At 36.6% G+C, this 26,594-nt stretch carries 26 protein-coding genes and 2 pseudogenes; 22 read left to right on the top strand and 6 right to left on the bottom strand.

Annotated features, from left to right (window positions below):
- Positions 1-12: 12 nt before the first annotated feature.
- Both dinG and BkAM31D_RS10280 read left to right on the top strand, forming a co-directional pair.
- Positions 13-2,825 (top strand): annotated as a pseudogene (dinG, locus tag BkAM31D_RS10275) (ATP-dependent DNA helicase DinG).
- 19 nt (positions 2,826-2,844) lie between these two features.
- A complete protein-coding gene (locus BkAM31D_RS10280; protein WP_066151455.1) occupies positions 2,845-3,690 on the top strand; it encodes a ComEC/Rec2 family competence protein in 846 nt (281 codons plus the stop codon).
- A gap of 191 nt (positions 3,691-3,881) precedes the next feature.
- Here BkAM31D_RS10280 and BkAM31D_RS23535 read toward each other — a convergent pair whose 3' ends face one another.
- The gene (locus BkAM31D_RS23535; protein ID WP_157076766.1) at positions 3,882-4,031 is read right to left on the bottom strand and encodes a hypothetical protein; all 150 of its coding nucleotides are present in this window, start codon (positions 4,029-4,031) and stop codon (positions 3,882-3,884) included.
- Between the two features lie 108 nt (positions 4,032-4,139).
- Here BkAM31D_RS23535 and BkAM31D_RS10285 point away from each other — a divergent pair, with 108 nt between their 5' ends.
- From BkAM31D_RS10285 to BkAM31D_RS10325, 9 genes are all read left to right on the top strand, one after another.
- Complete coding sequence (locus BkAM31D_RS10285; protein WP_084372041.1) at positions 4,140-4,310, top strand: YpmA family protein; 171 nt, start codon at positions 4,140-4,142, stop codon at positions 4,308-4,310.
- 9 nt (positions 4,311-4,319) lie between these two features.
- A complete protein-coding gene (locus tag BkAM31D_RS10290) occupies positions 4,320-4,802 on the top strand; it encodes a cell wall elongation regulator TseB-like domain-containing protein (RefSeq protein WP_066151453.1) in 483 nt (160 codons plus the stop codon).
- Positions 4,803-4,895: 93 nt separating this feature from the next.
- Positions 4,896-6,080, top strand: coding sequence for a pyridoxal phosphate-dependent aminotransferase (locus BkAM31D_RS10295; RefSeq protein ID WP_066151451.1), 1,185 nt, complete (start codon positions 4,896-4,898; stop codon positions 6,078-6,080).
- A 124-nt stretch (positions 6,081-6,204) separates the two neighbouring features.
- A complete protein-coding gene (asnS, locus tag BkAM31D_RS10300; RefSeq protein ID WP_066151449.1) occupies positions 6,205-7,497 on the top strand; it encodes an asparagine--tRNA ligase in 1,293 nt (430 codons plus the stop codon).
- A gap of 140 nt (positions 7,498-7,637) precedes the next feature.
- Entirely contained in the window at positions 7,638-8,345 is a 708-nt protein-coding gene (locus BkAM31D_RS10305) for a DnaD domain-containing protein (protein ID WP_066151447.1), read from the top strand.
- A gap of 21 nt (positions 8,346-8,366) precedes the next feature.
- Positions 8,367-9,023: an endonuclease III gene (gene nth / locus BkAM31D_RS10310; protein WP_066151445.1), complete on the top strand. Its 657-nt coding sequence runs from the start codon at positions 8,367-8,369 to the stop codon at positions 9,021-9,023.
- On the top strand, positions 9,020-9,517 hold the full coding sequence (locus tag BkAM31D_RS10315) for a YpoC family protein (protein ID WP_066151442.1): 498 nt from the start codon (positions 9,020-9,022) through the stop codon (positions 9,515-9,517). The genes nth and BkAM31D_RS10315 overlap by 4 nt, the downstream gene beginning before the upstream one ends.
- 300 nt (positions 9,518-9,817) lie before the next feature.
- Positions 9,818-12,955 (top strand): dynamin family protein, encoded by a 3,138-nt coding sequence (locus tag BkAM31D_RS10320; RefSeq protein ID WP_085449785.1) that lies wholly within the window; start codon positions 9,818-9,820, stop codon positions 12,953-12,955.
- Entirely contained in the window at positions 12,925-13,392 is a 468-nt protein-coding gene (locus tag BkAM31D_RS10325; protein WP_085449786.1) for a hypothetical protein, read from the top strand. The genes BkAM31D_RS10320 and BkAM31D_RS10325 overlap by 31 nt, the downstream gene beginning before the upstream one ends.
- Positions 13,393-13,445: 53 nt before the next feature.
- On the opposite strand, the gene BkAM31D_RS10330 is transcribed toward BkAM31D_RS10325, so the two are convergent.
- Together BkAM31D_RS10330 and recU are read right to left on the bottom strand one after the other, a co-directional pair.
- Positions 13,446-16,058: a penicillin-binding protein 1A gene (locus tag BkAM31D_RS10330; RefSeq protein ID WP_066151439.1), complete on the bottom strand. Its 2,613-nt coding sequence runs from the start codon at positions 16,056-16,058 to the stop codon at positions 13,446-13,448.
- A gap of 25 nt (positions 16,059-16,083) precedes the next feature.
- A complete protein-coding gene (recU, locus tag BkAM31D_RS10335) occupies positions 16,084-16,692 on the bottom strand; it encodes a Holliday junction resolvase RecU (protein WP_066151437.1) in 609 nt (202 codons plus the stop codon).
- Positions 16,693-16,850: 158 nt separating this feature from the next.
- Between recU and BkAM31D_RS10340 the strand changes: the two genes are divergently transcribed.
- The 3 genes from BkAM31D_RS10340 (at position 16,851) to BkAM31D_RS10350 (ending at position 19,207) form a co-directional block, all read left to right on the top strand.
- Complete coding sequence (locus tag BkAM31D_RS10340; RefSeq protein ID WP_066151435.1) at positions 16,851-17,792, top strand: DUF2515 family protein; 942 nt, start codon at positions 16,851-16,853, stop codon at positions 17,790-17,792.
- Between the two features lie 444 nt (positions 17,793-18,236).
- Positions 18,237-18,782 (top strand): chromosome-anchoring protein RacA, encoded by a 546-nt coding sequence (gene racA / locus BkAM31D_RS10345; RefSeq protein ID WP_066151431.1) that lies wholly within the window; start codon positions 18,237-18,239, stop codon positions 18,780-18,782.
- 44 nt (positions 18,783-18,826) lie between these two features.
- Positions 18,827-19,207 (top strand): YppE family protein, encoded by a 381-nt coding sequence (locus BkAM31D_RS10350; RefSeq protein WP_066151429.1) that lies wholly within the window; start codon positions 18,827-18,829, stop codon positions 19,205-19,207.
- A gap of 34 nt (positions 19,208-19,241) precedes the next feature.
- Here the strand turns inward: BkAM31D_RS10350 and BkAM31D_RS10355 are convergent.
- Both BkAM31D_RS10355 and BkAM31D_RS10360 read right to left on the bottom strand, forming a co-directional pair.
- A pseudogene (locus tag BkAM31D_RS10355) lies at positions 19,242-19,882 on the bottom strand (trimeric intracellular cation channel family protein).
- 73 nt (positions 19,883-19,955) lie between these two features.
- A complete protein-coding gene (locus BkAM31D_RS10360) occupies positions 19,956-20,153 on the bottom strand; it encodes a hypothetical protein (protein ID WP_066151426.1) in 198 nt (65 codons plus the stop codon).
- Between the two features lie 237 nt (positions 20,154-20,390).
- Between BkAM31D_RS10360 and ilvA the strand changes: the two genes are divergently transcribed.
- From ilvA to BkAM31D_RS10400, 8 genes are all read left to right on the top strand, one after another.
- Positions 20,391-21,638 (top strand): threonine ammonia-lyase IlvA, encoded by a 1,248-nt coding sequence (gene ilvA / locus BkAM31D_RS10365; protein WP_066151424.1) that lies wholly within the window; start codon positions 20,391-20,393, stop codon positions 21,636-21,638.
- Between the two features lie 269 nt (positions 21,639-21,907).
- Positions 21,908-22,540: a YitT family protein gene (locus BkAM31D_RS10370; protein ID WP_066151422.1), complete on the top strand. Its 633-nt coding sequence runs from the start codon at positions 21,908-21,910 to the stop codon at positions 22,538-22,540.
- A 137-nt stretch (positions 22,541-22,677) separates the two neighbouring features.
- On the top strand, positions 22,678-23,199 hold the full coding sequence (locus BkAM31D_RS10375) for a type 1 glutamine amidotransferase domain-containing protein (protein ID WP_174521900.1): 522 nt from the start codon (positions 22,678-22,680) through the stop codon (positions 23,197-23,199).
- Between the two features lie 9 nt (positions 23,200-23,208).
- A complete protein-coding gene (gene rnz, locus BkAM31D_RS10380; RefSeq protein ID WP_066151418.1) occupies positions 23,209-24,120 on the top strand; it encodes a ribonuclease Z in 912 nt (303 codons plus the stop codon).
- Positions 24,121-24,185: 65 nt separating this feature from the next.
- Positions 24,186-24,446, top strand: a complete 261-nt coding sequence (locus tag BkAM31D_RS10385; protein ID WP_066151416.1) for a DUF2524 family protein — start codon at positions 24,186-24,188, stop codon at positions 24,444-24,446.
- Between the two features lie 122 nt (positions 24,447-24,568).
- Positions 24,569-24,910 carry a thioredoxin family protein gene (locus BkAM31D_RS10390; protein WP_066151414.1) on the top strand — a complete coding sequence of 114 codons (342 nt, stop codon included), beginning with the start codon at positions 24,569-24,571 and terminating at the stop codon, positions 24,908-24,910.
- Between the two features lie 16 nt (positions 24,911-24,926).
- Positions 24,927-25,364, top strand: a complete 438-nt coding sequence (locus BkAM31D_RS10395) for a BrxA/BrxB family bacilliredoxin (protein WP_066151412.1) — start codon at positions 24,927-24,929, stop codon at positions 25,362-25,364.
- Between the two features lie 72 nt (positions 25,365-25,436).
- Positions 25,437-25,862, top strand: a complete 426-nt coding sequence (locus tag BkAM31D_RS10400; protein WP_066151410.1) for a TlpA disulfide reductase family protein — start codon at positions 25,437-25,439, stop codon at positions 25,860-25,862.
- On the opposite strand, the gene BkAM31D_RS10405 is transcribed toward BkAM31D_RS10400, so the two are convergent.
- Positions 25,859-26,581 carry a metallophosphoesterase family protein gene (locus BkAM31D_RS10405; RefSeq protein WP_066151408.1) on the bottom strand — a complete coding sequence of 241 codons (723 nt, stop codon included), beginning with the start codon at positions 26,579-26,581 and terminating at the stop codon, positions 25,859-25,861. The two genes, BkAM31D_RS10400 and BkAM31D_RS10405, sit on opposite strands and share 4 nt — an antisense overlap.
- Positions 26,582-26,594 lie beyond the last annotated feature (13 nt).

The following is a 26,594-nucleotide window of genomic DNA, read 5'->3' on the forward strand; positions in this document are numbered from 1 at the left end:
TTGAGGTGAAAGATGAAAGAACGATATACAGTAGTAGATGTGGAAACAACGGGACATTCGGTCACAAAGGGTGATCGGGTGATCCAAATAGGTGCAGTTGTTATTGAGGATGGGGAGATTGTAGAAACATTTGCTTCATTTGTTAATCCAGGGAAGCCGATCCCACCCTTTATTAAGGACTTAACAGGAATTTCAGATGAAACAGTAGCAACTGCCCCTACTTTTTTTGAGATTATCCCGAATTGCTTTCACTTTTTGAAGAGAGTGCATTCGTTGCGCACAATGTTGATTTTGATTTATCTTTTTTGCGTAAGCAAGTTGAACATGAAGGATACCAATTTCCCAGAATGCCCGTATTTGATACAGTTGAATTGTCGAGAATTTTATTGCCGCAACAAGAAAGTTATAAATTAAGTCACTTAGCAGAGCATTTAGGTTTTTCTCATGATCGACCTCATCAAGCGGACAGCGATGCTGAGGTAACAGCAGCTTTATTCTTAAAACTAATACATACATTAAAACAGTTACCGGTATTAACTTTACAACAATTAGTCCCGTTAGTACGGAAATTTAAAAGTGATTTAGAACCAGTTTTATCTGAGATGATTCATGAAAAATTAAATAAAGGTGAAGATAATGAGGAGCGCTTTGATTGCTATCGACAATTGGCCATTAAAAGAATTCCTGAAGGTTCATCAAATGTAGAAAATACTCAGACTTATTCCTTTTCCAGTTACTCCCAAAAGTTATTTGCGGAAGAAGGGACATTACAAGACGCATTTACAAATTATGAGTTAAGACCTGGTCAGAGACGAATGATGAAAGAAGTAGATTATGCCTTTCAATTAAATGAACACTTAATGATTGAGGCAGGTACTGGTACTGGGAAATCTTTAGGTTACTTGGTTCCAGCTGCTTTTTATGCACACGAACACCAGCAACCGGTTATCGTAAGTACTCAAACCATTCCATTACAGGAACAGTTATTAACGAGAGATTTGCCTTTATTAAAAACGATACTGCCTTTTTCCATTGATGTTACGCTACTCAAAGGGAGAAGTCATTATTTATGTTTACGAAAATTTGAACAGTCCTTATCGACAATTGATAGTGATAGTTATGATGTCATTTTAACTAAGGCATTGCTGCTAATTTGGATAACAGAAACTGAGACAGGTGATGTTGAAGAATTAAATCTACCCTCTGGGGGAAAGGGCTTTTGGTTTGAAGTTCAAAGTGATGCTGCATCAGATCTAGGCCGTTATAATCCATGGTTCCAAAGATGTTATTATCATAGAGCAAGGAGAAAGGCACAAAAAGCCGATTTAGTCATTACCAATCACGCACTATTATGTACAGATATAATGAACGAACAAGGGTTACTTCCAACGTATTACTATGCTGTAATTGATGAGGCTCATCATCTTGAAGAAACAGCAAGCGACCATTTAGGAGCAAAAACTGATTATTTTACTTTTACCTATTTAATTCAGCGACTTGGGCTAGATGTAGAGGATGAAATGTTAGGATATTTATATCAGCTAATCGAACAATATCAACTTCCCTCGGTGAAGAAAGATTTGCCAGACTTATTAGGCAGCCTAAAAGAAGAACTCGATGAGTTATTTAGAATGCTACATGGGTTTGTTCTTCAAAAGCAAAAAACAAGTTCTTCTGATGTCGGAAGAATCAGGTACCGATATCAAAGTTACCTTGAAAAAGATCTTGTTTGGCAAGCAATTTTGGAATGTTCTATGAGAGTTCATATGATTGCAAAAGATTGTCTTGTTCAATTAAAAAGGGTCCTTAAAACAATGCAAGAAATGAGAGAAGATATGACTTATCAAGATCGTGGATTTGTAGCTGATCTGGATAGTGTCGTTCAATCTTTATCCGAACAAGAGGATATTTTGTATGATTTGTTGCTCGAATACGATCCAAACTATGTTTATTGGATTGAAGTTGAACCTAGAGGGGCAAAGAATGCCACTTTTCTGTTTAAAAAACCAATAGATGTTTCCGATTTATTGGCAGATCATTTTTTCACCAAAAAGAAAAGCGTAGTGTTAACATCTGCAACATTATCCGTCAATGGGACCTTTCGTTATCAGGAAAAAAGACTGGGACTTACCGATTTCGGTGTCAAAACAACAATTATCCCATCACCATTTTCTTACATGGAACAAGTTCGACTGCTTATGCCAACTGATATCCCAGCTATAAAAGAGGTTGGTGAAGAAGCATTTGCCGAGGAACTATCTTTAAAACTGTGGAGAATGATGGAAGTCTCAAAAGGAAAAATGTTAGTGTTATTTACATCTTATGATATGTTGAAACAAGTATATAAACATGTTAAACATTTAAATGAAATTGGAACGTATCAAATAATCGGCCAAGGAATAACAAGTGGAAGTAGAGCGAAGTTAACAAAGATGTTTAAGCAAAGTGAAGAAGCCGTCTTATTTGGTACGAGTAGTTTTTGGGAAGGAATTGATCTACCAGGTGATGAACTCAAAACGCTTGTCATCGTTCGACTCCCTTTCGCTCCTCCAGATCAACCTTTGCTACAAGCTCAATATGATAAAGCAAAAGAAGATGGGCGAAATCCTTTTATGGAAATATCCTTACCACAGGCGATTATTCGGTTTAAACAAGGGTTTGGTCGTTTAATAAGAACGACCCATGATCGCGGTTGTGTTTTTGTGTTTGATCGAAGAATTTCTACTACTCGATATGGGAAACAATTTATTCGTTCTTTACCAGATGTTCCTGTTTATGAAGATGATCTAGAAGCATTACTTGAACAATTTCAAGACTACATGTAATTTTGGAGGCGAACGTGTCATGCATAGGCGTCTTTTCGGGATAATGTTAGCTCTACTCCTTTTAGTGGTTGGGTTTGATATCCGTATTACTACAAATGAAACGGATGAAGAAGTCCAATTAGACTTGCAATTGGAAGAGCAGGATATTGGTGTTGTATTTCTTGATATTACAGATGGAGAGGCGACCTACGTTGAATTTCCAAACAATGAATCAATGCTGATTGGAACTGGATCGAAAGCATCATCCGATGAGTTATTGTTTCGGTTGAGGAAACTAAATGTCGATCAAATTGAAACGGTCATTCTTCCGCGTTTTGAAGAAGAATATAGTGGGAATGTTCAACTAATTATTAACGAGTTTCAAACAGAGGAGATTATTGTTCCGGAAGAAGGACTTGAGCAAGCGATTAATCAATATCAAAAATTAGGAATCGATATTAAGGGGTTTGAAGCGGATCAAAAGTATGACTTTAACGAACAAGTATCTTTTCAAACGATGCCTTCTCAACCGTCACTTATGCCGATGCTTTCTTTTATTATGTCTATACACGAGAAGCATCATATTTTCTTTTCATCAGAAGCTAATGAACAATTAGAAAGAAATTGGATTGAAAACGGATTAACACGTGTTTCCCTATTAAAAGTAGCTGAATTTGGAGCAAATGAAGGAACATCACAACGATTTCTAAACGAGATCGATCCAGAAGTTGCTATTTTATTCTCAAAACAAAACTCAGAGGTAAGTGGTCAACTATTAGAAAGATTACAGGAAACTTGGATTGATACGTATGCACTAAAACAAAATGGCTCCGTTATTATGAAGATTAATGATTTTGATTATGAAATAGTTACCGTCCATTTTTAATTAACCTGTAATTAGGGGTTTTTTTGGGCTGTATTGATAACGACGGTATAATAGTAAGCAAGAGGAATGCAAATGGTAAATTCAAAATAAATGTTCTGCACTGGGCATTGTGCAGAACAACTTGAGGTGTGAGTAGGAAATGTTGTTGTTTGTTTTTTAACTATGCCGTATGATGAAACATATCGACGTTTTTACTCGCGCTTCGTCTGGAAGATCGTTGGAAATAATGTTTGGCGAATGGAAACTGGAAACACTTTAGGCCATTCCAACCCATTCCGACGTAACAATGCAATTTCATTCTTTTCTTTTTGGAATCGTTTTGCAGTAGATTGTATGGACAAAGGTACGCCTCCTTTCAACGGCGTACTTTTATTATCACCTTTTTCGATTTATCTATGTTTAGCAATACTTGTACATCAAGGAATAACTTTAATTGGTAGGAGGAAAAAATGGAAGAAAAAATGGTCGTATTATCAACAGTGCGTGTTAATAAAGCACCTGATCTTTATAAAATTGTTGACTCATTAAACAGAACACTGAAAGAAAAGGATTTAATGTTTGGTTTAGCTTTAGATAAGCAAGATCAAGAGAAAATGGTTTTTACCATTTACCGAACATAGGGGCTCCAAATGAAGAAACTAATTATTTTCATTGTAATAATACTGGTTTGCTCAATGGTGGGAGCTGGAGTCTATGCTTACCAAATGGTTCGTGACCCTTTATTAGAACAATACGAGCGAGCTGAACAGTACATCAAGGCAGAAGACTTGTTACAATCTGTAACAGATATTTCCTATTACCATGGAACAAATTCTTATTATGTCGTTACAGGTTTATCACAAGATCAAGAAGAGAAAGTAGTATGGGTGAGGGAGGATTTCAATTCACATCATTTAGAGTTCCAGAAAGATGGGATCTCAGAAGAGGATGCTATTTCGATTGTTTATCAAGAAGACCAAGTGAAGGAAATCCACTCTGTTAAATTAGGGTTTGAAAGAGGCCTACCGATTTATGAAGTGACTTATTTAAATGAAGACAATCGTAAAGGTTATTATTATGTAACTTTTGAAGACGGGACATTTATGAAACGGTATGTATTAAGAACAGATTGAAAATTAATTTTTATTAAATTATTCAAAGTACTTGAATGATTTTAGATGAAACACTATAGTGTTATATATATTATTTTGGAGGGACAATTAACAATGAACTTAGCTAAAAGAGTGTCAACATTAACACCGTCTTCAACGTTAGCAATTACTGCAAAAGCAAAAGAACTAAAAGAGCAAGGACATGATGTGATTGGGCTTGGTGCTGGTGAACCAGATTTTAATACACCAAAATATATCATTGATGCTGCTGTAAGATCCATGGAAGAAGGACATACAAAATATACGCCATCAGCTGGTTTGCCTAAGCTAAAAGAAGCCATTATCGGCAAATTTGAACAAGATCAAAAACTTACATATAAACAAAATGAGGTATTTGTAGGCTCAGGGGCAAAACATGTCCTTTACACACTTTTTCAAGCGATTTTAGATGAAGGTGATGAAGTTGTTATCCCGACACCGTACTGGGTTAGTTATCCAGAGCAAGTTAAATTAGCTGATGGAAATCCTGTATATATTGAAGGGTTTGAAAGCAATGATTTCAAAGTAACGGCCGAGCAACTTGAGCAAGCAATTACAGAAAAAACGAAAGCATTTATTTTAAATTCACCGAGTAATCCAACAGGATCCATGTATTCTCCTGAAGAATTAAAAGAATTAGCAGATGTATGTGTAAAACATGATATTCTTATTGTTTCTGATGAGATTTATGAGAAGCTCGTTTATGGGGGAGCCGTTCATACATCTGTAGCTCAATTATCAGAACAAATAAAAGAGCAAACAATTGTAGTTAATGGGGTATCCAAATCTCACTCAATGACAGGCTGGAGAATTGGATATGCTGCAGGAAATGCAGATATTATCAAAGCTATGACGAATCTTGCTAGTCATAGCACTTCAAATCCTACTACAACGGCACAGTACGGGACGATCGCAGCATATACAGAGGAAGATGGTTCTGTTGAAAACATGCGTCAAGCATTTGAAGAGCGTCTAAATAAAGTATTTGATCAACTCATCGCTATTCCAGGTGTTTCTTGTGTTAAACCAAAAGGTGCGTTTTACTTGTTCCCTAATGTAAGTGAAGCAGTAAAGTTAAATGGCTTCAATGATGTTGATGCATGGGTTGAGGCAATCTTAGAAGAAGAAAAAGTAGCATTAGTTCCAGGTTCTGGATTTGGAGCACCAAATAATGTTCGTTTATCTTATGCTACTTCTTTAGATGCGATTGAAGAAGCGCTAACTAGAATTGAACGTTTTGTTCGAAACAATACTATATAATAGAATTATACAAATATACGAAAGAGGCTGACATTTTGTCGGCCTCTTTCATTTCATTGACTTAAAAAATTAATGAAGGGTATAATGGAGGATGTTATACATAGTAGTTGATGGAGGTAAAAACGTGAAAACGACTATAGCTAAAGTAGGTCAATTTGTTGAACGAGAAGTCACAATTGGTGCCTGGATTGCAGGTAAACGTTCAAGTGGTAAAATCGCTTTTTTACAACTTAGAGATGGAACAGGCTTTATTCAGGGCGTTGTTGTAAAGGCAGAGGTAGGAGAGGGAATTTTCCAACAAGCTAAAAACATAACACAAGAAAGTTCATTATATGTATCAGGAGTTGTACGGGCAGATGATCGTGCACCTTCAGGATATGAACTAACGATTACAAAAATAGAAGTGATCCATGAGGCAACAGATTATCCAATTACACCGAAAGAACACGGTACTGAATTTTTAATGGATCATCGTCATCTATGGCTTCGTTCTAAGCGTCAACATGCCGTAATGAAAATTAGAAATGAAATCATTCGTGCAACATATCAATTTTTCAACGAAAACGATTTTGTTAAGATTGATCCACCTATTTTAACAGGAAGTTCTCCTGAAGGTACTTCTGAACTGTTCCATACAAAGTATTTTGATGAAGATGCTTATCTCTCTCAAAGTGGACAGCTTTACATGGAAGCAGCAGCAATGGCTTTAGGCAGAGTGTTCTCTTTTGGTCCTACATTCCGAGCTGAAAAATCGAAAACACGGCGTCATCTGATCGAATTTTGGATGATTGAACCAGAAATGGCTTTTGTTGAATTTGATGAAAATCTTGAAATTCAAGAACAGTATGTTTCATATATTGTTCAATCAGTTATAAAAAATTGTCAATTAGAACTTAAAGTCCTTGGAAGAGATATTTCTAAGCTAGAACAAATAAAAGCACCATTCCCTAGAATTACATATGATGATGCGTTAGCGTTTTTGCATGAAAAAGGTTTCGATGATATTTCGTGGGGAGATGACTTTGGAGCGCCGCATGAAACAGCAATTGCTGAGCATTATGACATGCCTGTGTTCATTACACATTACCCAACTTCTTTAAAACCATTTTATATGCAACCAGATCCAAACCGTGAAGATGTAGTTCTTTGTGCGGATTTGATTGCGCCAGAAGGGTATGGTGAAATTATTGGTGGGTCTGAGCGAATTCATAATTATGAAATGCTCAAGGAAAATATTGAATCCCATAACCTTTCACTGGATGCTTATCAGTGGTATTTGGAATTACGTAAATATGGATCTGTGCCCCATTCTGGCTTTGGATTAGGTCTTGAACGGACAGTTGCTTGGATCTCTGGAGTAGAACATGTCCGTGAAACGATTCCATTTCCAAGGCTGTTAAATCGCTTATATCCTTAAGCGCAAGAGGATTTCTAGGATGATTAAAAAAAGGTCGGTAATTTCCTTTTTTAGTCATCCTTTTTGCGTTGTTTCAGTAAGGAAAAGGAAGTACTTATGTTTGCATCACATGTTATAATAAAGAGTAGAGGTGTTTGCTAATGGATCAGAAATTATTAATCAAATGGACGACACAAAGACAATTATCCATTCCTACATTGCTGCTTAAGCATTATAAACAATTAGGTCTTATAGAATATGAATTAGTTGCTTTATTGCAAATTCAATCTTGTATAGATGAAGGCGATGGCTTTCCTACGCCGGAGTTATTAAGTGAAAGAATGACACTTTCTATGAATGAATGTGCTGACATGTTAGGAAGGCTCATTCGAAAAGGATTTTTGACATTAGATAAAAAGTGGGATGAGCAGGGAGTGTTATTTGAATTTTACACGCTTGAACCATTATGGGCTAAGTTGATCCAGCTATTAAAAGGGGAACAAGTTACCGTACAAGAACAACAAAAGCAAAACGATGAAGGAAGTTTGTATAAGAAGTTTGAAGAAGAATTTTGTAGGCCCTTATCCCCGATTGAAGCAGAAACGTTATCGATGTGGTTGGACCAAGATCAACATGCGTCAGAACTCATTCTCGCTGCATTACGTGAAGCGGTAGTTTCTGGGAAATTAAATTTTCGTTATATTGATCGAATATTATTTGAATGGAAACGAAATGGCATTAAAACAATTGATCAAGCCAAAGCGCATGGAGAAAAGTTTAGAAAATACAACCAGGCACAATCAAAACAAACACAACAAAAAACGCGGACTGAATCCTATCCAACTTTTAGCTGGCTTGATCAGAGGTAAGATCGTTAAGGGAGAGAGTTTATGCTATCAAAGAAACAGACAATGGAAGCACTAGATGTTATTGCAGAAATGTACCCAAATGCGGAATGTGAACTAGTTCATTCCAATCCTTTTGAATTAGTTATTGCGGTACTACTATCTGCTCAATGTACCGATGCCTTGGTAAATAAGGTGACTCCTAACTTATTTGCTAAATACAAGGAGCCAGAAGATTATTTAGCTGTTCCGTTAGAAGAGTTAGAGCAAGATATTCGTTCCATTGGTTTATTCCGTAGCAAAGCAAAAAATATAAAAAAGCTTTGCGAAACATTGCTACAAAATTATAATGGAGAAGTACCTAAAGAAAGAGATGAGCTTGTTAAACTTGCTGGAGTTGGAAGAAAAACGGCAAATGTAGTCACATCGGTTGCGTTTGGTGTACCTGCTATTGCGGTTGATACACATGTTGAACGTGTCTCAAAACGTCTAGGCATTTGTCGTTGGAAAGACAGTGTCCTTCAAGTAGAAGAGACTCTAATGAAGAAAATTCCGAAAGAACGCTGGTCTGATTCGCATCATCAATTGATTTTTTTCGGTCGATATCATTGTAAAGCACAGTCGCCACAATGTAATGCATGTCCATTATTAGATCAATGCCGCGAAGGGAAAAAACGAATGAAAGCAAATGTAAAAAAATGACAGATTTGCCCAAATCTTTTCAAGTAGATCCATTTTATCAACAGTCAATAAGCAATGTACCAAGTTCAAGTAAGTCATTAAGAGACATTTTGAATCTATATCCCTTTTATTATGATATTACAGAGGAGCAAACTTACTGGGTTGAACCAAACCATTACATCATTCAGGAATTACTTGATTGGTGGGAAGAAGAAGAACCTAAGCTCAAAGCTTATTATCAGGAACGTGATACTAAAAAAGCGAGAACACTAATAATCACAATGTCAGCTGTTTTTATTGATTTGTTATTTTGGATAAATCATCAAAAGGTTCCAGGGTTAATCGAAATTGACTTCAAAATAGAAGAATTACCTTACAAGCCTGTTAATTGTAACGAGAGAATCCATTACGTCATTTCCTCTCCGAGCCAGTACCATGCATATATTCAATTAAATGCATTATTTAATGAAATCAAAAAGATATACGCGAGGAAGAGAGTATTGGAAGATAAATAAGAAAAGGAAAGAGGCTGGGGAAAAAAGAGTTTTTATTACGAAAATGCGAACGTAAATAGATACATTGAATCCGCTCTGGAAATTCACATCGTTTTCCCGGTGCGGCTGGTGAGCCTCCTCGTGCTAAAACGCTGTGGAGTCTCACCCTTGCCTTTTAATCCTGCAGGAATCTACTTATAATTCCTCTGCTAAGATTGTCATAGTTCGTATTTTCAATAAAACCCTTTCGTTATGTCCCAGCCTTCTTCCTTTTATAAGTAGTCAGAATACATAGGAAACTAAAGAAAAGCGGGTGGGAATATGAATAAAGCAATAGCATTGCAAGAAATAAATGTGGTTGATAAGACTGAACAAGAGGTAGAACGTGAGAGGTTAGTTAAAGAAAAATATAAAGAGGATTCTTTTCAAGTATCGTTTTGTGGTCACTTCTCTGCTGGTAAGTCAACTATTTTAAATCATCTTTTAGGAGCAGAAATGTTACCTACAAGTCCAATCCCAACAAGTGCAAACATTATTGGAATTAAAAATGGGGAATTAAGTTTATCTGTATATGCTACAGAAGGCGATGAAAAAACATGGCAAGGAGAGATTCCTTGGCAACAGGTTAGAGAATGGGGAATGAATGGAAGTGATATTTCATCGATTACCATTCAAGCACCTTTACCATTTTTAGGGGACCACAGTACAATATACGATACTCCTGGAGTTGATTCGACAGACCCCACGCATCAAGCGGTCACATTGGAAGCACTTTACACAACTGACTTTATTTGTTATGTGATGGACTACAATCATGTCCAATCGGAAACAAATTTGTTATTTTTAAAACAACTATCTGATGAAAAGAAACCATTGTACTTAATCGTTAATCAAGTAGATAAGCACGATGAGAGTGAATTGTCGTTTGAGCAATTTGATCAATCTATTCGAGCTACATTTGCTTCTTGGGGAATTAATATCTTGAAGCTCCGTTACACAAGTATGAAAGTAAAGGATCATCCTTTAAATCAACTGTCTTTATTTGAAAATGAGATGAAAGCTATTCTATTTCGTGGCAAAGAGCTTTTACCATATGCCAAACAACGTTTACAGCAAGGCTTTTATTTAAGTATGATCAACCGCTTAATCGAGGATAAAGAAGATGATTTAGAGCAAGTGAAAGAACAGATGAAACAAGAAGGCTTTTCTGAAAATCAACTTGAACAAAGGCAAATCCTTTCGGTTGAATACGAACAAGCCCTTAATGCAAAAAGTCTTTTTGAAGAGAATTTTGAAAGGGAATGGCAAAAACTTGTAAAAGACATTACCATTTTTCCTTATACAACAACCGAACTTGTAAGAAGTTGGTTTGAAAGTATTGAACCTGGATTTAAAGTAGGTTTTCTATTTGCTAAGAAGAAAACAGAAGAAGAACAAGAAATACGCTTAAATAAATTAATTGAAGAAACACAGGATAAAGTAAAAAGTCAGTTAGAGTTCCACTTGCATAAATTGTTCCAAGCTTATGATTATACGTTGCTTTCAAACCGTGAACAAGTAGAGCAAGAACTCAACCGCTTTCATCTAACCATTGATGCAGCCTTTTTTAAGGATGCTGTAAAACCAGGTCCTAAAAACAGAGAGTATGTTTATACATTTACAAAAGAAAGAACTCAAGCAGCGGTTCGAACTCTTCGTCAAAAAGCAGCTTCTATTATTGATTTAATGACCAAAGGTATGGAAGAGTATTGGGAACAAAATCAGCAGAGTATAGAAAAACAATTAGAACAGTTACAAGAAGTAGATGCATTTGTGATTCACTTATCTAACATTGAAGATCGTTACAATGAGAAGATAAAAGCATATCAAAAGCACGTAAATGATTATCAAGATGCTGGTGCGTATGAACGTGTCATCGGTGAAGCGATGGGCAAAGGTGTTCCGAGCTTGAATGTTTCGTCTCAACTAGCTGCTATCACAATGCCAGAAGAAACGGTTATTGATACAAATTGGCAGCAAGAAGAAGTCGGTCGAAATGACGATTTTAATCAAGTGGAAGCAAATGAATGGGCAATAAAAGTAGAAGCGGCACTTGAGGGTTTTCAATCTGAAGATCGTATGAGCTACGAACGTTCTATGCTTTCTGAAAGAGTAAAAAGGTTTAAGAATCAAACTTTTACTATTTCTTTATTTGGAGCGTTCAGCGCTGGGAAGTCAAGTTTTGCTAATGCGCTTTTAGGTTCAACCGTTTTGCCTGTGTCACCACATCCAACAACGGCAACAGTCAATATTGTGAAACGATCAGAGAAAGGTCATCCTTCTCGGAGCGCTATTGTTCAAGTGAAGACAAGAAAACAATTGTCTGAAGAAATACAATCAGTTGCACAGCAGCTCGATCAGAGTGTGACTTTAGAAACAATTTCCTCTTGGAAAGAGGACCCAACAGTTACAACAAGTTGGCAAAAAACGTATCAAGCGTATTTATCAACATTAAAGCATAGTCTCGCAGATGAAAGATGGGAATTAGGTTCGTCATTTCAAGTTTCTTTAGAGGAATTACAACCGTTCGTAGCAAATGAACATGATGCTTGTTTAATTAATCAGGTGACGTTATTTTACGATTGTCCTTTAACTGAACAAGGAATTATATTGGTTGATACACCAGGGGTTAATTCAATTCACGGCAGGCATACAAACGTTGCATTTAAACAATTGAGAGATTCTGATGCTATTTTCTATTTGACTTATTATAATCATGCTTTCTCAAAAGCGGATCAACAGTTTTTACAGCAAATGGCAAAGGTAAATGAAGGATTTAGGACTGATAAATTGTATTTTATTTTAAATGCAGCTGATTTAGCTAGTAGTGAATTTGAATTAAACGGAGTAAGAAAACATGTCTATGATCAATTAATTTTAAATGGTATAAATGAACCGCGATTATACCCACTATCAAGTAAGCAGGGGCTAAAAGGCAAGCAGCAACAAGGCCAAGGTGATCAATTATTCTCAACTTTTGAGAAAGCATTTTATGATAAAACAATTTTAGAATTGAAGCGTCTTAGCTTTGAATTAGTTGTTGAGGAATTTGAGAGATATAAGGCGTTGCTTGTAAAAGGGTTAGAATATGCCACAGGAGAAGAAGTGAATCGTAATCAGCAACTTGATGAATTAACAAAGTCTCTCATGGTGTGGAAAGAGAAGATTGATGCGACTAGGCCAATGACTGCATTTCAGAATAGTAGGCAAGAAGTTATCCAACTTTACTTGTATTTACGAGATCGGGTTCGTTTTGTTCTTGGAGATCAATTTTCTGAAGCTGTAAATGTGACTACTGTTGTTGGTTCAAGTAAGAAAGCACAGCAGCAAGCATTACTAACGGCGTTAAAAGAATGGAGAAGTGAGGGGAGCACTTTATTAAACAAGAAGTGCAGGCTACCTTTGTCCGTATTGAAATAGCATTAGAAAATGCCATTCAAGATTGGATAAAAGAACAGATAGAAGATATAAGAAAAGAGTTTCCTGGTTTTTCGGCATTTTATGGAGCAGAAAAGCTTGAGCTTGATTTAACAAAAGGCAGAAAGTTCATTTCCCTCGAGTTAGAAGAATTCAAGAAATATTTCCATTCTGCAAAAGCTTTTTTTGAAGAACGTCATGTTAAGAAATTAAAAGACGATGTTGTCCAAAAAGGAACAGAACTGGCTAGCAAAGAATTAAGAAATTTGGAAAAAGAAACACTTGTCGAAGTAGAAAAAGGGTTTAATGAAGCGAGTGAAAAGGCAAAAGAAGCTTTAGCTAAAGGGTTGATTCGAGAGAGAGAACGTTTTGAAGCTTTAACAGATCCTAAACAAATCGCTACTTTAAAAGAAGAAATTACCGTACTTCAATCAGTTTAACAAAAAGAGGCCCGCATATGCGGGCCTTATTTTTGTAACTAGAAAAGATAAGCTTACTGTTCCTCTTCTTCAACCTCTTCTTCTTCTGTAGTTGTTTGGTCTTCAAAAGTAGGTTCTTCATCAGCAGGCTCTTCTTCATCAGCGTCATCTTCGACTTCATCAAGAGGATCTGGAATAACTTCTTCTTCTTCGATATCCTCTTCCTGTTCAGGCTCTTCTTCCACATTCTCTTCAAGTTCTTCTTCTTCTTCTTCTTCTATTTTCACTTGAACAGAAACTGGGTCACTTCGTAACGAGCTATCGTCATCTGATATAGCTCTGACAGTAAAGACATAGGTCGAACCTGGCTGTGGATTTCCAAATACATATTGCATATCTTTTTGACGATCAAGTGTTTGAGGACTACCACCGTCTACAGCCATTTGAATTTCAAAGGTGACGTTAGAGCGTTGTTCTTCAGGGTAGTTCCATGTAACAACAATTTGATTTGAGTCTTCTTGATAGTTTGCATTTAAACCAGTTGGGGCATCTAGCTTAGCAAATTGTTCAGACACTCGAGTTGGTTCATTTCCACGAACAAACAATTCTTGAATAATCTCACTTTGTGGTGTCCAATCACTTGGTAGTAGGCCGGTTGAACGCTCAACTCCTACACGAACAACTGAATTTGGCATTGTGAAATCTTCTGTTTCCACCCCGTTGGATACTTCTTGCATAATAGCTTTGAAGATTTGTTGGGCTGCTTGACGTTCGTTTGAACCGCTAGGGAAGTAATTAATACTTTCATTTTCCTTGTTGCGGAGAAAACCAGTCCATACTGAAATCGTGTAGTTTGTTGTGTAACCTGAGAACCAAATATCTGGTACGCCACCTTCAGGGATGCCGCGTCTTGTTCGTTCATCTTGAGAAAAGTTTGTTGTTCCAGTCTTTCCTGCCATCGGTAAACCTGCAATGTTTGCTACGCCACCTGTACCATTTGTGACAGCCGTCTTTAACATATCAGTAATCATATAAGCTGTATAATCACTCATGGCGACTTTTGACTCTGGTTGTAAGTTAATGATTCTACCGTCTGGAAATTCAACACGGCGAACTGCGTGAGGTTCAACGTAATTCCCATTGTTCCCGAATGCAGCATATGCACCTGCTAATTCTTTCGTGGTCACACCGTCAGCGAAACCTCCAAGCCCATAAGCTTCAGGCATTTGTGATTCATTTTCTAAAAGTTGTTCTTCAATTGGTATGCCAAGCCCTTCTGCAAAAGCTTGAGCACGGTCAACGCCAACTTCTTGTAACGCCTTTATTGCGGTAACGTTACGAGAGCGAGCCAATGCAGTACGCATCGACATTGGACCATCATATCTACGGTCAAAGTTTCTGACAGGTGTACGAGATGTGTCATTATAAGTATGTTCTTCATCGACAAGGCGATGAGCAGTCGACCATTGTAAGTATTCTATAGCTGGACCATAATCAAGTATCGGCTTAATCGTTGACCCAGGCTGACGGCGCTCATCAGTAGCTAAGTTATAGCCACGTTGATGACCTGTGTCTTCACGACCGCTTCCTAAAGCTTTAATTTCACCCGTTTTCGTATCTAACAGAGTAACAGCAGCAGTGAAATCTTCTTTATCTGGATAAACATTAACATATTCTTCTGACTGTAATACTCTCTCAACGTGTTCTTGCGCATCGACATCAAGCGTTGTGTATACTTTTAACCCTGCATTGTAAATATCACTAATCGTTATGCCTTCCATAGCTTCAAGCTCTGATAGAACTTGATTGTAAAAAGCCTCGTAAGGATAGGACTCACGTTCTGTTAATTCTAATTGTTCTTCTAAAGGTATAGCTTGTGCTTCAGCAGCTTCTTCACTTGTAATTTTCCCATGTTGTTCCATTAGGGAGAGAACAAGATTTCTTCTGCTTTCAGCAGCTTCTGGATTTTGAGTCGGATCATAAAAACTAGGGCGACGCGGAATTCCCGCTAATAAAGCTGCATCAGCTAATGTTAAATCTTGGACAGATTTATTAAAATACGTTTGCGAAGCTAGCTCAACACCATAGACACCAGATCCCAAATAAATTTGGTTTAAATACATCTGTAAAATCTGATCTTTAGAATAATGCTGTTCAAGTTTAATGGCTAAGTATTGTTCTTGTACTTTTCTAGTTAATTTCTTTTCGTCGTTAAGGAAGAGGTTTTTTACTAGTTGCTGAGTAATCGTACTGGCTCCTTCAGCACCGAATCCTCCTGTGATATTAGCGCGTACGGCACCAAATAGTCTTCTAATATCTATTCCGAAATGTTCGCGAAATCTAATATCCTCAACAGCAATAAAGGCATCTTCAACAACTGGCGGAATATCCTGAATACTTACATTTACTCGACGCTCTGATGTTTCAAGTTGTGAAACAAAGGAGTCATTTTGATCATGAACGAGAAGACCTTGAGTAAGAGTAAGTTTTTCTTCATCTAGTTCTGGTGCTCCTTGAATCATAGCAAAAAAGGTAATGCCTCCTGCTAATACAGCAACAAAAGCTGCAATAATAAAAGCAATAAATATTTTTTTCCACAAACCTTTTTTTGATGTTTTTTTATTTTTGTTTTTGCTTTGTCGTGCTTGTCGACGCCCTTGTCTAGTGTTATTCATTTCATTTGACATCGTATTTCTTCCTTTCCTTTTGCGATTATAACTCGTCCGGAAAATAAACTGAGTCAACCACTTGCAAATAGTCAATACGTGGATGATATCCTATTTTAATCAAAAATCCGTATTTTTCAATATCTGTTTTTCGAATGGACTTTCGATTTGAGTCTTTTTGATCATAAAAGTGAATTAAATGTGTCGCATCAAGTAAAAAAATTTGATCTGTAACAACAAACTTTAAAATTACAAAGGCAATTCCGTTTTGTAAAAGTACTTGCTTCATATGTTCAATTTGATGTTCATGAAAATTTTGTAACGGAAAAGAGGTTTTATTTTTCGTTTCTTTCGCCTCAAAGTCTAAATAACGACCTCGATAAACACCGTTATAGTCAGTTGTCGATGCTTGTTTAAAATATGCTTCCTTAATGACCGCAGCACTTCTTTTTGGATAATCTACTTGAACAATTTGTACTGGAGTAGGCTTTTTATGAATGACGGCTTGCTTTTTTTCTAAATAGTACTGATTTGTTACATTTAAGTCTTCCTCTAATGTCATCCCCCGATTGCTATAAGTTAATTCTTTAGAGGAAGTTTGTTTTTTTTGTTGCTCACCTTTGAATTGCCGCCCATTTGGGTAACGTATGACCATGTCACTTTCAAACCTTTCCAAAACTTAATAACCATGTATGGATCTCTTCCTAAATGAAGACAGTAAAGATAGATTCCATCATTTAATCTTACCATAAGAAGGTAATCTTTAGATATAAGATTTTATGTAAAAGTATTGAAAATGAAGGAGGTTCTGCATTGCTAACTAAATTAAAAACAGAAATTGTAAACCAGTCAGAAAAGGGCAATGTCGATAATATTTCACGTACCATATTTTATGAACAATTTTTTAAAAATCATCCTGAAATAATCTGGTCGTTATTAGCTGGAATCGTTTCTAGGAATGCTGGCTGGAATATGACGGATTTAAAAAGTGAATGGTTTCAAGTTTTATTAAAAAAAGACTTTAGGAATTTATTATTTCATACATATGAACGAGCTAACTGGACCATTTTTGCTGATGCTTATCCACAACTACTTTGGTATGCAATAGCCAAAGAAACGGGGAAACCCGAGTTTGAATTATTAGAGCAGTTACAAGTTTCGCGTTTCATGCAGAGAGAGTGGAGGCATTTCTTAAATAAAAGAGATAAAAGGAGACTTTGTACAGCACTTATTATTAATGAACAATACATGCTTGAACAAACAGTTATGAAAAACCCTTTGTATCGCGATAAAGTATTTTCGTCACTTTTGTATAATTTAGAAGAATATGCACACATGAGTTATGTGATCTTTCCTACTGTTAATGGTCAAGTTTTTGGGCTTTATGTAAGAAACTTTAAAAATGTTACTTCTAGAATTTGGTTAGGGAAACAGTTGCAGCAATTACTATTTCATCCATTTGTTCATCAAGATATTCTTCAATTTACCATTGAAACACCACCAACTGGCTCTAGGGATGATTATCAACAGTACATGAAATGGAAGCCGAGTAATACAAGTCCTTTATTAAGAGAAGTGTATCCGGTAGTTACCCATCATTGGAAGGACAGGTATGATTGGTCAGAATTTTTCTTTGGAACTGAAAAGCTATTCGCTGACACAAAAACAATTAAGCCAGTTGAAAGAACAAGATGGTTACACCTGAAGTGGGTAGAATTGTTTTGGTTAAAAAAAATGAAAGAGGTTGTCTTCTAAGGTCGATTTCCTGACCTTAGAAGACAACCTTGTAGCAATTTATTATAGAATTTACGTTGATTGGAATATACCAATCAAAAAGTATGTTTATTCTGCAGGACGGTTTGGTCCTCCAAGCTTTTTATCGCCTGTATAACCTTTATTGGTTTGCTGCTTTGCTCTTTCTTGAGATTGCAATTTGTTTTGTTGTTTTTTGTTTTTAGCCAATATAAATGCCTCCTTTACTATTCTTTCAACTTTAGTATGCGAGTCCTACATGTTCGACATACACCACAATTAACAGCAAATGTTAACAAGTTTTGTCAAAAAGCGAACACCTTCTTCATTCAATGGGGGATTGACACTTTCTTTGGCGAAACGATTCTAGTTTTGTCAGTAGTGGAGGATTCTTTAAAAGAAGGAAAGAATACTTTGACAACTAGGAATTTTAGGAGGGAACGCTTTATGGAATGGACTTTGAAAACAAAGGAAGTATCTGAACAATTAGGTGTGAATCCGACAACAATCCAAAGGTGGGCAAAATACTTCGGTTTAAAATGTGAAACGAATGAGCACGGACATTACCTTTATACAAAGGAGCATGTGGCGATTATGAGAGAAGTTCAGCAGCAACTTCAGCAAGGGAAAAGAATGCGAGAGATTAAGGTTGGTCAAAATGACCAACACCATGCAGAGATTGCACAGGATGGTAGGAAAGTAGAAACGTATCTATATGAAGAGAAATTAGAGAAAGTTATGAGCCGAATTGAAGAATTAGACGAAAAAATATCTAAAAAGGCAGATGAAGTGGTTAGCTATCAATTATTAAAACATCGTACAGAACTTGAAGAGATGATGAAAATGATTAAGAGCTTAGAAGAGAGAATAATCCAAATGGAAGAAAGAATGCAGGACAATGAATATCAGGTGGAGCAAGAGTTACCGATGGTCGTTGGTGGGAACGAATCAAAAAAGAAGTGGAGATCATTTAAGCAAATGTTTTCCTTTTAACTTCTCGGTTGATTTGCTAAGATGAGGGAACGGAGGTGCTGAATATGACTGAAGTGAACCGTTCCGAATTAAAAAAACTAACAGAAGAGTTAATCCAGTTGAATCAACAAGCCGAAAACCATTATTTAAAAGCTAGACAAGGACAAGCTGAAGTGGATTTTTGGGGAATGGTTAAACCTTTTGCAGAACATGTAGCAAATATTCGTGAACAATGGTTGCCGTTGGCACAAGCATTTGTTAGAACTGAAAAGCCACTGCATATACATCCTAATCAATTACAACAAACAGAGGAGAATCTAGAAATAGTGGCAATTAAATCGTTTTATAAAGAAACAAGCTTGAAAAGACAGATGGAAACATTCAAATCCGTTGAATTTGTTCTTAAGCAAATTTTGGTTTCTTTAAATAAAAAACAACCGAACTAATATTATTCGTTCGGTTGTTTATTTAGATAATATATTAGTTTGTTGTTGTAATTGCTTTTGTTTTCGGTCTTTCGTTTGTTGATATTAGTTTTCTACGTGGGAGCTGCCAGCTAAAATGCACAGAACACATTCGAAGTACAATGATGACAATAAAGAGTATAATAAGTCCAATGGTTCCGGATAGTAAGTTAAGTCCAATGATAATTCCAGCTAACATTGCCCAGCCTAGATATATTTCTTTCTGTAGAACGAGTGGTTTTCGCCCCGCTAAAATATCACGAACCATTCCACCCCAGCCCCTGTTAAAGCCGCTGCAACAATAACTGCAGAGATTGGATGACCCATCTCTGTTGCGTATAAAGCTCCTTGAATGGCAAAAGCAGAGAGGCCAATGGCATCAAATAAATGACCAAATTTTCCCCATTGATTAAGTACTAGAGTAGGGAAGATAAATGCGATACTCATTGCGATTATGGCAATTGTAAACAGTGAGCCTTGCTCCCATAAAGCTGAAACAGGAACACCGATCAAAAGGTTACGAATAGCCCCTCCCCCAAATGCTGTTACGAGCCCTAGAATGTAGACTCCCATAAGATCATAGTCTTCTTCCATTGCAATAATTGCCCCACTTAGAGCAAAAGCAATTGTACCGATAATTGTTAGTATTTCCCACATGTTGTTCTCTCCCATGCCTTTACTTCATCAATCAAAAAAAGTGGACAATTGGATTGATTGTCCACTTTTCTAATTAACCATTATCGCGAAACGAGAAAAAAATCATTACGACTAAAGTTAAAATAGACATAATGGTTAATGTTGCCAATAACAGTCCAGATGGTTCTGCGTGAGCAGCATCTTCTGCTCCGCCTCCTGCTGCAAGAATTTGTCCAGGTGCGATGACAAAAGCCAATAAAATGGCTGAAAGTAAAGTGCAAAGTCTTCTCATGATCAACCCTCCTTGAATGAAACAGATGTGTTAACTATGTATTTCAATACATCTTGTTTGTCTTCTCTATTATAGTTAGGACGTTTTAAATAATCAATGACGAAAATATCTATTTGCGAAAGCGCCAACTTTAACTTCTTGTATTTCACTTAATCTATAGGGTTACGCAAACATCAACGGTTATGATAAGATAAACATATTATTTATTGAAGATTTTGAAGTGAAAGGATTAAAACAATGGGAACCGTACATATTGAGGATATCATTATTGCTAACCAACGCTTAAAGGACGTTGTTACTCATACACCTTTACAGCTAAATCAAGTATTATCTGAAAGATATGAATGTAATGTTTATTTGAAGAGAGAGGACTTGCAGGTTGTTCGTTCATTTAAAATTCGTGGAGCATTTCATCAAATTTCTAGTTTAACTAGAGAAGAGTTAAATAATGGTGTTGTTTGTGCGAGCGCTGGTAATCATGCGCAAGGTGTTGCATATTCTTGCCGTACTTTACGTATTCAAGGGAAAATATTTATGCCAACAACTACACCACGTCAAAAAGTTGATCAAGTGAAGTTTTTCGGTAAAGAGTATGTAGACGTTATTTTAGTAGGGGATACATTTGATGATTCTTATAATGAAGCAATAAGTTATTCCGATGAACACCAAATGGCCTTTATTCACCCTTTCGATCAGGAGAAGATCGTTGCAGGACAAGGAACTGTTGGAATGGAAATTATGAATGATATTGATGAGAACATTGATTACTTATTTGCATCAATAGGCGGTGGGGGCCTAATTAGTGGTGTGGGTACATACATTAAAAGTATTAGTCCTAGCACAACGGTAATTGGTTGTGAACCATTAGGTGCACCTTCAATGAAAGAATCAATTAAACAAGGCAAAGTAATCGAGTTGGAAAACATTGATAAATTTGTGGACGGTGCCGCTGTTAAAAAATCTGGAGAAATACCTTTTGAAATTTGTAAGAACTTGCTAGATGATATCGTTCTCGTTCCAGAAGGTAAAATTTGTACGACGATCTTGGAGTTATATAATCAAAATGCCATTGTGGCGGAGCCAGCAGGAGCAATGCCGATTACAGCATTAGATTTCTATAAAAATGAAATTAAAGGAAAAAATGTCGTATGTATCGTAAGCGGAGGAAATAATGATATTGGACGGATGCAAGAGATGAGAGAACGCTCATTAATCTATGAAGGTTTACAGTATTATTTTATTATTCAATTTCCGCAACGCGCCGGTGCTTTAAGAGAGTTTATTCAAGAAGTTGTTGGGCCTGATGATGATATTACTAGGTTCGAATATACAAAGAAAAACAATAAATCTAATGGGCCGGTATTACTTGGTATTGAATTAAAACATCGTGAAGATTATCCAGGATTAATTGAACGTCTCGAAAAGAAAGGCTTTGATTATCAAGAAGTCAATAAAGACGAAAGCCTTTTCCATTTGCTAATTTAACTAGAAATTAATAGTAGCGAGAAATCGTGATTTTGATCAAGGGTTTAGCTCAATTGGTAAAGAACGAAGTGTAATTAGAATACTTCGTTCTTTTTTTATTTATTAATGAATAAAAAATGTATATTTCTATGATTGGAATGATAAAGGTGCACGATAAAAGTTGACTTTTCAGACAATTCTGATGAATAATAATTCACAAAATTGCATTGACGATAGGTAGTGGATGACGTAAGGTAGATAGTGTAATAGAAAAATAGGGGGGTGGTTCGATGGCTGAAAGAATTAAGAGTGTTACTTTTGTTCTATTAGGGTTGATTCTTACATCACTTGGCCTGAAATTTTTATCTATTAATGAGTTAACTTTTGGAGGAACAGCAGGACTTGCGACAGTATTAACATTTGTAAGCTCTTGGTCGTGGGGTGTGCTGTTTTTCTTAGTCAATTTACCATTTTTTTGGATGTCTTTTAAAAAGCTTGGTAAATGGTTTACTGTTTCAAGCTTTATGTCCATTATTGGGATTTCTATCATTCGTGATGGATTTGAGTTACTATCATTTTTTTCTATGCCTACATGGATTGCTCCATTAATAGCAGGTCTTTGTATTGGTATAGGGGTAACACTTGTACTAAATAATGGTTCTTCGCTTGGTGGTATACACATTTTAGCTTTGTACTTAGACCAAAAATGGAACATCAATCGTGGAATTACTATTTTTATAAGTGACCTAGCCATTATTATATTTGCGGGCTTATTAGTTGGATGGGGAAATGCTCTCCTATCAGTAATCACGATTTTTATAGCGAGTGCAATTATTGGCAGATATAAAAAGTCACCAATTAAAGTACCTGAGCAGCAAGAGGAGTATGAAGGAGTCAGGTCTAGGTCAGTCAGTACTAGATAAATTCACTTAAGCAAGGGATTCGTTCCTTGCTTTTTTATATGGAATTGGATCGTGATGAGTAACTTTTAATTATCATTTTTGTTAAAAGGCAAGTCATGCTATACTTGCAGGAAAGAAATTGAATTGGAGGCAGGATTATGCGATTACAAGGGAAAAAAGTGATGGCAATACTTGATGAAGAATTTGAAGATCTTGAATTATGGTATCCGATTATGCGTTTGCGTGAAGAAGGAGCAACTGTTGATTTAGTAGGATTGGAAGCAGGGAAAACATACATTGGTAAATATGGAGTTCCTGCAACTGCAGATTTTTGTTATGAACAGGTTCGTTCAGAAGATTATGACGGAATACTTGTGCCTGGAGGCTGGGCACCAGATAAATTACGTAGATATCCGGATGTTCTTCGCTTTGTCAATGAGATGAATGTAGCAAAAAAACCAATTGGTCAGATTTGTCATGCCGGCTGGGTATTAATCTCTGCAAAAATTTTGGATGGGGTAAAGGTTACAAGCACACCGGGGATACGGGATGATATGGAAAATGCTGGGGCAATTTGGGTGGATGAAGCAGTTGTCGTAGATGGGCATATTATTTCGAGTAGGAGGCCGCCTGATCTTCCTCCGTATGCTAAAGCTTTTGCAGATGCATTAGCGAATTAGGTGGCTACGATGGAATTTCATTTTTTAGGAACTGGTTCTGGAGTTCCTTCAACTTCGAGAAATGTCAGTAGTTTAGTTATTAGATTCCTTCAAGAAAAAAGTACACAGTGGTTATTTGATTGTGGAGAGGCTACACAGCATCAAATTTTGCACAGCCCTGTAACCTTATCAAAAATTAATCGGATTTTTATTACGCATTTGCATGGCGACCATATATTTGGTTTGCCGGGTCTGTTATGTTCCCGTTCTGCTCAAGGAGCTACTTCGCCATTATTCATTTATGGTCCTGCTGGAATTGAACAATATATCCAGTCTTCTTTAAGTCTGTCTCGATCATATTTGAGTTATGAGCTTGAATTTAAAATTATTGAAGAAGGAATAATTTTTCAAGATAATTCAATAAAAGTAGAGACGATTGAATTAGAACATGTGATGCCGAGCTTTGCGTTTAAAATAACGGAAGCTGACAAACCAGGTGCACTTCTGGTTGATCAATTAGAAGAGCTAGGTATTATGCCTGGTCCAATTTATAAAAGAATAAAAAATGGGGAAACAATTCAACTAGATAATGGACTCTCTATTAATGGGAACGATTTTATAAGTGCGAAAAAAAAAGGCCGGGTAGTCATAATAGCTGGAGATACTAAACCGATTACTAAGATGAGAAAGTTCAGTGAAGGAGCTGACCTTTTAATTCATGAAGGAACTTTCCGACATGATAAGAAAGGACATGCGGAACAATTTGGCCACTCAACTATTACGGATGTTGCTACTCTCGCTAAAGAATCAGAAGTTAAACAACTAATTATTACACATGTAAGTTCACGTTATGCTGGAGAAGAAAAATTGCTTCAACAAGATGCTGAAGAGATCTTTCCTAATTCATTAATTGCTTATGATTTAATGGTACATAAGATATGAATAAGGCCTTTGCAAGATGTGCAAAGTAAGATTAGGACTTCACATCGATAGTAGGAGGAATGATCATGGCAGAACGCACTCATGTAGCGCAGTTTCTTGAACAGGTAGAGATGACATTGCAAGGGGCACAAAAAGTATTTGATGATTCGCAACGTGTAGAAGCGGGTGATCCTGAAGAATATACATTTATGCAAAATCAGTTGCAAGAAATGGATCAAGAACTTGAAACGTTACTTCATGCTGCAACACCTGAACAACGTGATGAGTTATACCGAGCGCAGATTCAAGTCCGTCAAATGCAAAATCATTATATTTTAAAGCGCTAAGTAATGGAAGGTGATTGACAAGCACGCTTGTGAATCACCTTTTTTACATGTAGTCGTTAGTAATTTTATGCAAACATCATTATTTTCTGTTAAAATAGAAAATGATGAAATGAGGGAGAGTAATGGAGGAGATTTCAAGCAAAAAACTAGCTGAAAAATTAGCTGACAGAGACCCTATCACTATTGTATTTGTGTATAGTCCATTGTGTGGGACATGTAAATTAGCAGAAAAAATGTTAAGGGTGGTTCAGTCTAGTTTTGATGCGTTGCCTATGTATTCTCTAAATATTAATCATTCACCACTATTTGCACAACAATGGAAGGTTAAAAGCGTACCTTGCCTATTCATTTTTCAAAGAGGACTAGGGGTAGAACGTATTTATGCTTTTCGATCAATTAGTTACGTGCATGAAATAGTCAAGCGATATGCGACAATTCTGAGTCTACAGGAAAAGAGCAAGTAAGAAAGGGGAAATAATTATGTCAATGGCTTATGAAGAATATATGAGACAAGTTGTTTTGCCAATGAGAGCAGAACTAACAGAAAATGGCTTTAAGGAGCTAACTACCGCTGAGGAAGTCGATCAGTATATGAGGGCAGCAGAAGGAACGACTCTTGTTGTCATTAATTCCGTATGTGGCTGTGCGGCTGGGCTTGCCCGTCCGTCTGTTGTGACATCTTTGCAACATGACCAAACTCCAGACCACCTTGTGACGGTGTTTGCTGGTCAAGATAAGGAAGCGACCGCTCAAATGCGTTCTTATTTTTCAGATATCCCGCCATCTTCTCCATCAATGGCCTTGTTAAAAGGAAAAGAGGTTGTTCATTTTATTCCTAGAGAAGAGATTGAGGGCGCGACTCCGGAAAGTATTATTCGTAATTTAGCAATGGCTTATAATGAGCATTGTACTAAATAATGCAAAAAAAGGTGACTCTACTTATTGAGAGTCACCTTTTTAAGTAAGTACCAGTTGATAAGGATGATGAATATGATTAAAGCACCAAATTTCACATTGGCTTCTGTAGATGCTAAGACTAACTGGTCATTAGATGATGCCTCTAAAAAAGTTACAATGCTCACTTTTTGGACTTCTTGGTGTCCTGATTCACAAAAAGACTTAGTAGCAAAACAAGCCTTATTCGAATCAATGGCAACTAGTAATGAATTGGAAATGATTATGATTCATGTGACGGGAAGAGATCCCGGTATCCATCTTACTGAATTTCTAAAGAAACAGCGTTTCACATTCCCAGTTTATCAAGATGAAGGAACTAAAGTTTATGATCTATATCGTTGTATGGGTGTACCAACAACTGTTCTAATCAATAAGGACAAAGAAATTGCTTTTGTATATCATGATAAAGCAACGATCATGGATATCATGAAAGGTGTCTCTAACCTTATTATTAGTTAAGGTCTAACGCCATAGAAAATGACTCTTCCCATCGTTTCAATATTTGGATAACCGCCTTGTTTATAGATTTCAACAACATGCTCTCGGTTATATGGAATACGATTAAGGTGGAGACGGTGTCTGCCCTCTTCAATATCTGCGATTACATAAGAAGCTAGAGGGTGTCCATCAAATGGCATTCCTACACTCCCAGTATTCACAACATTTTTGCCGTGCATGGACCTTATAAAAGGATTGTGGATATGTCCATAAACGTACAGGTCAGCTTCATCTCGTTGCATTAATGTATTTTCAATTTTAGTCGTATTATCAGGTAATACGACATCAAACAAACTGTCTGGTGTCGCGTGGAAGGCGTGAACGATTGAATCTAGTCCATCTTCGAGAATTAATTCAGTCGGTAAATTTGCTAAGTAATCTAAATCGTCTTGATTAAGTCGTTGGAGTGTCCAATCACGCTCTTGGTTCATAATGGCAAGTGCGTTATCAGGTACTTCACCTTCCTTAATTCCACGGACTAGCCACTCGTCAGCATTCCCTTTTATTACTTCCGCATCTAGACTACGGACAATATCTAGAACACGCTTAGGTTCAGGTCCTCGGAAACATAAGTCACCTAGAAAGCAAATCTTATCTACTTGTTGTGATCGAACGTCGCTCAATACAGCTTCTAAGGCTGTTGCATTTCCATGAATATCAGATAAAAAAGCTATTCTCATTTTAAAAAACCTC

The organism is Halalkalibacter krulwichiae (assembly GCF_002109385.1).
GTDB lineage: Bacteria > Bacillota > Bacilli > Bacillales > Bacillaceae_D > Halalkalibacter > Halalkalibacter krulwichiae.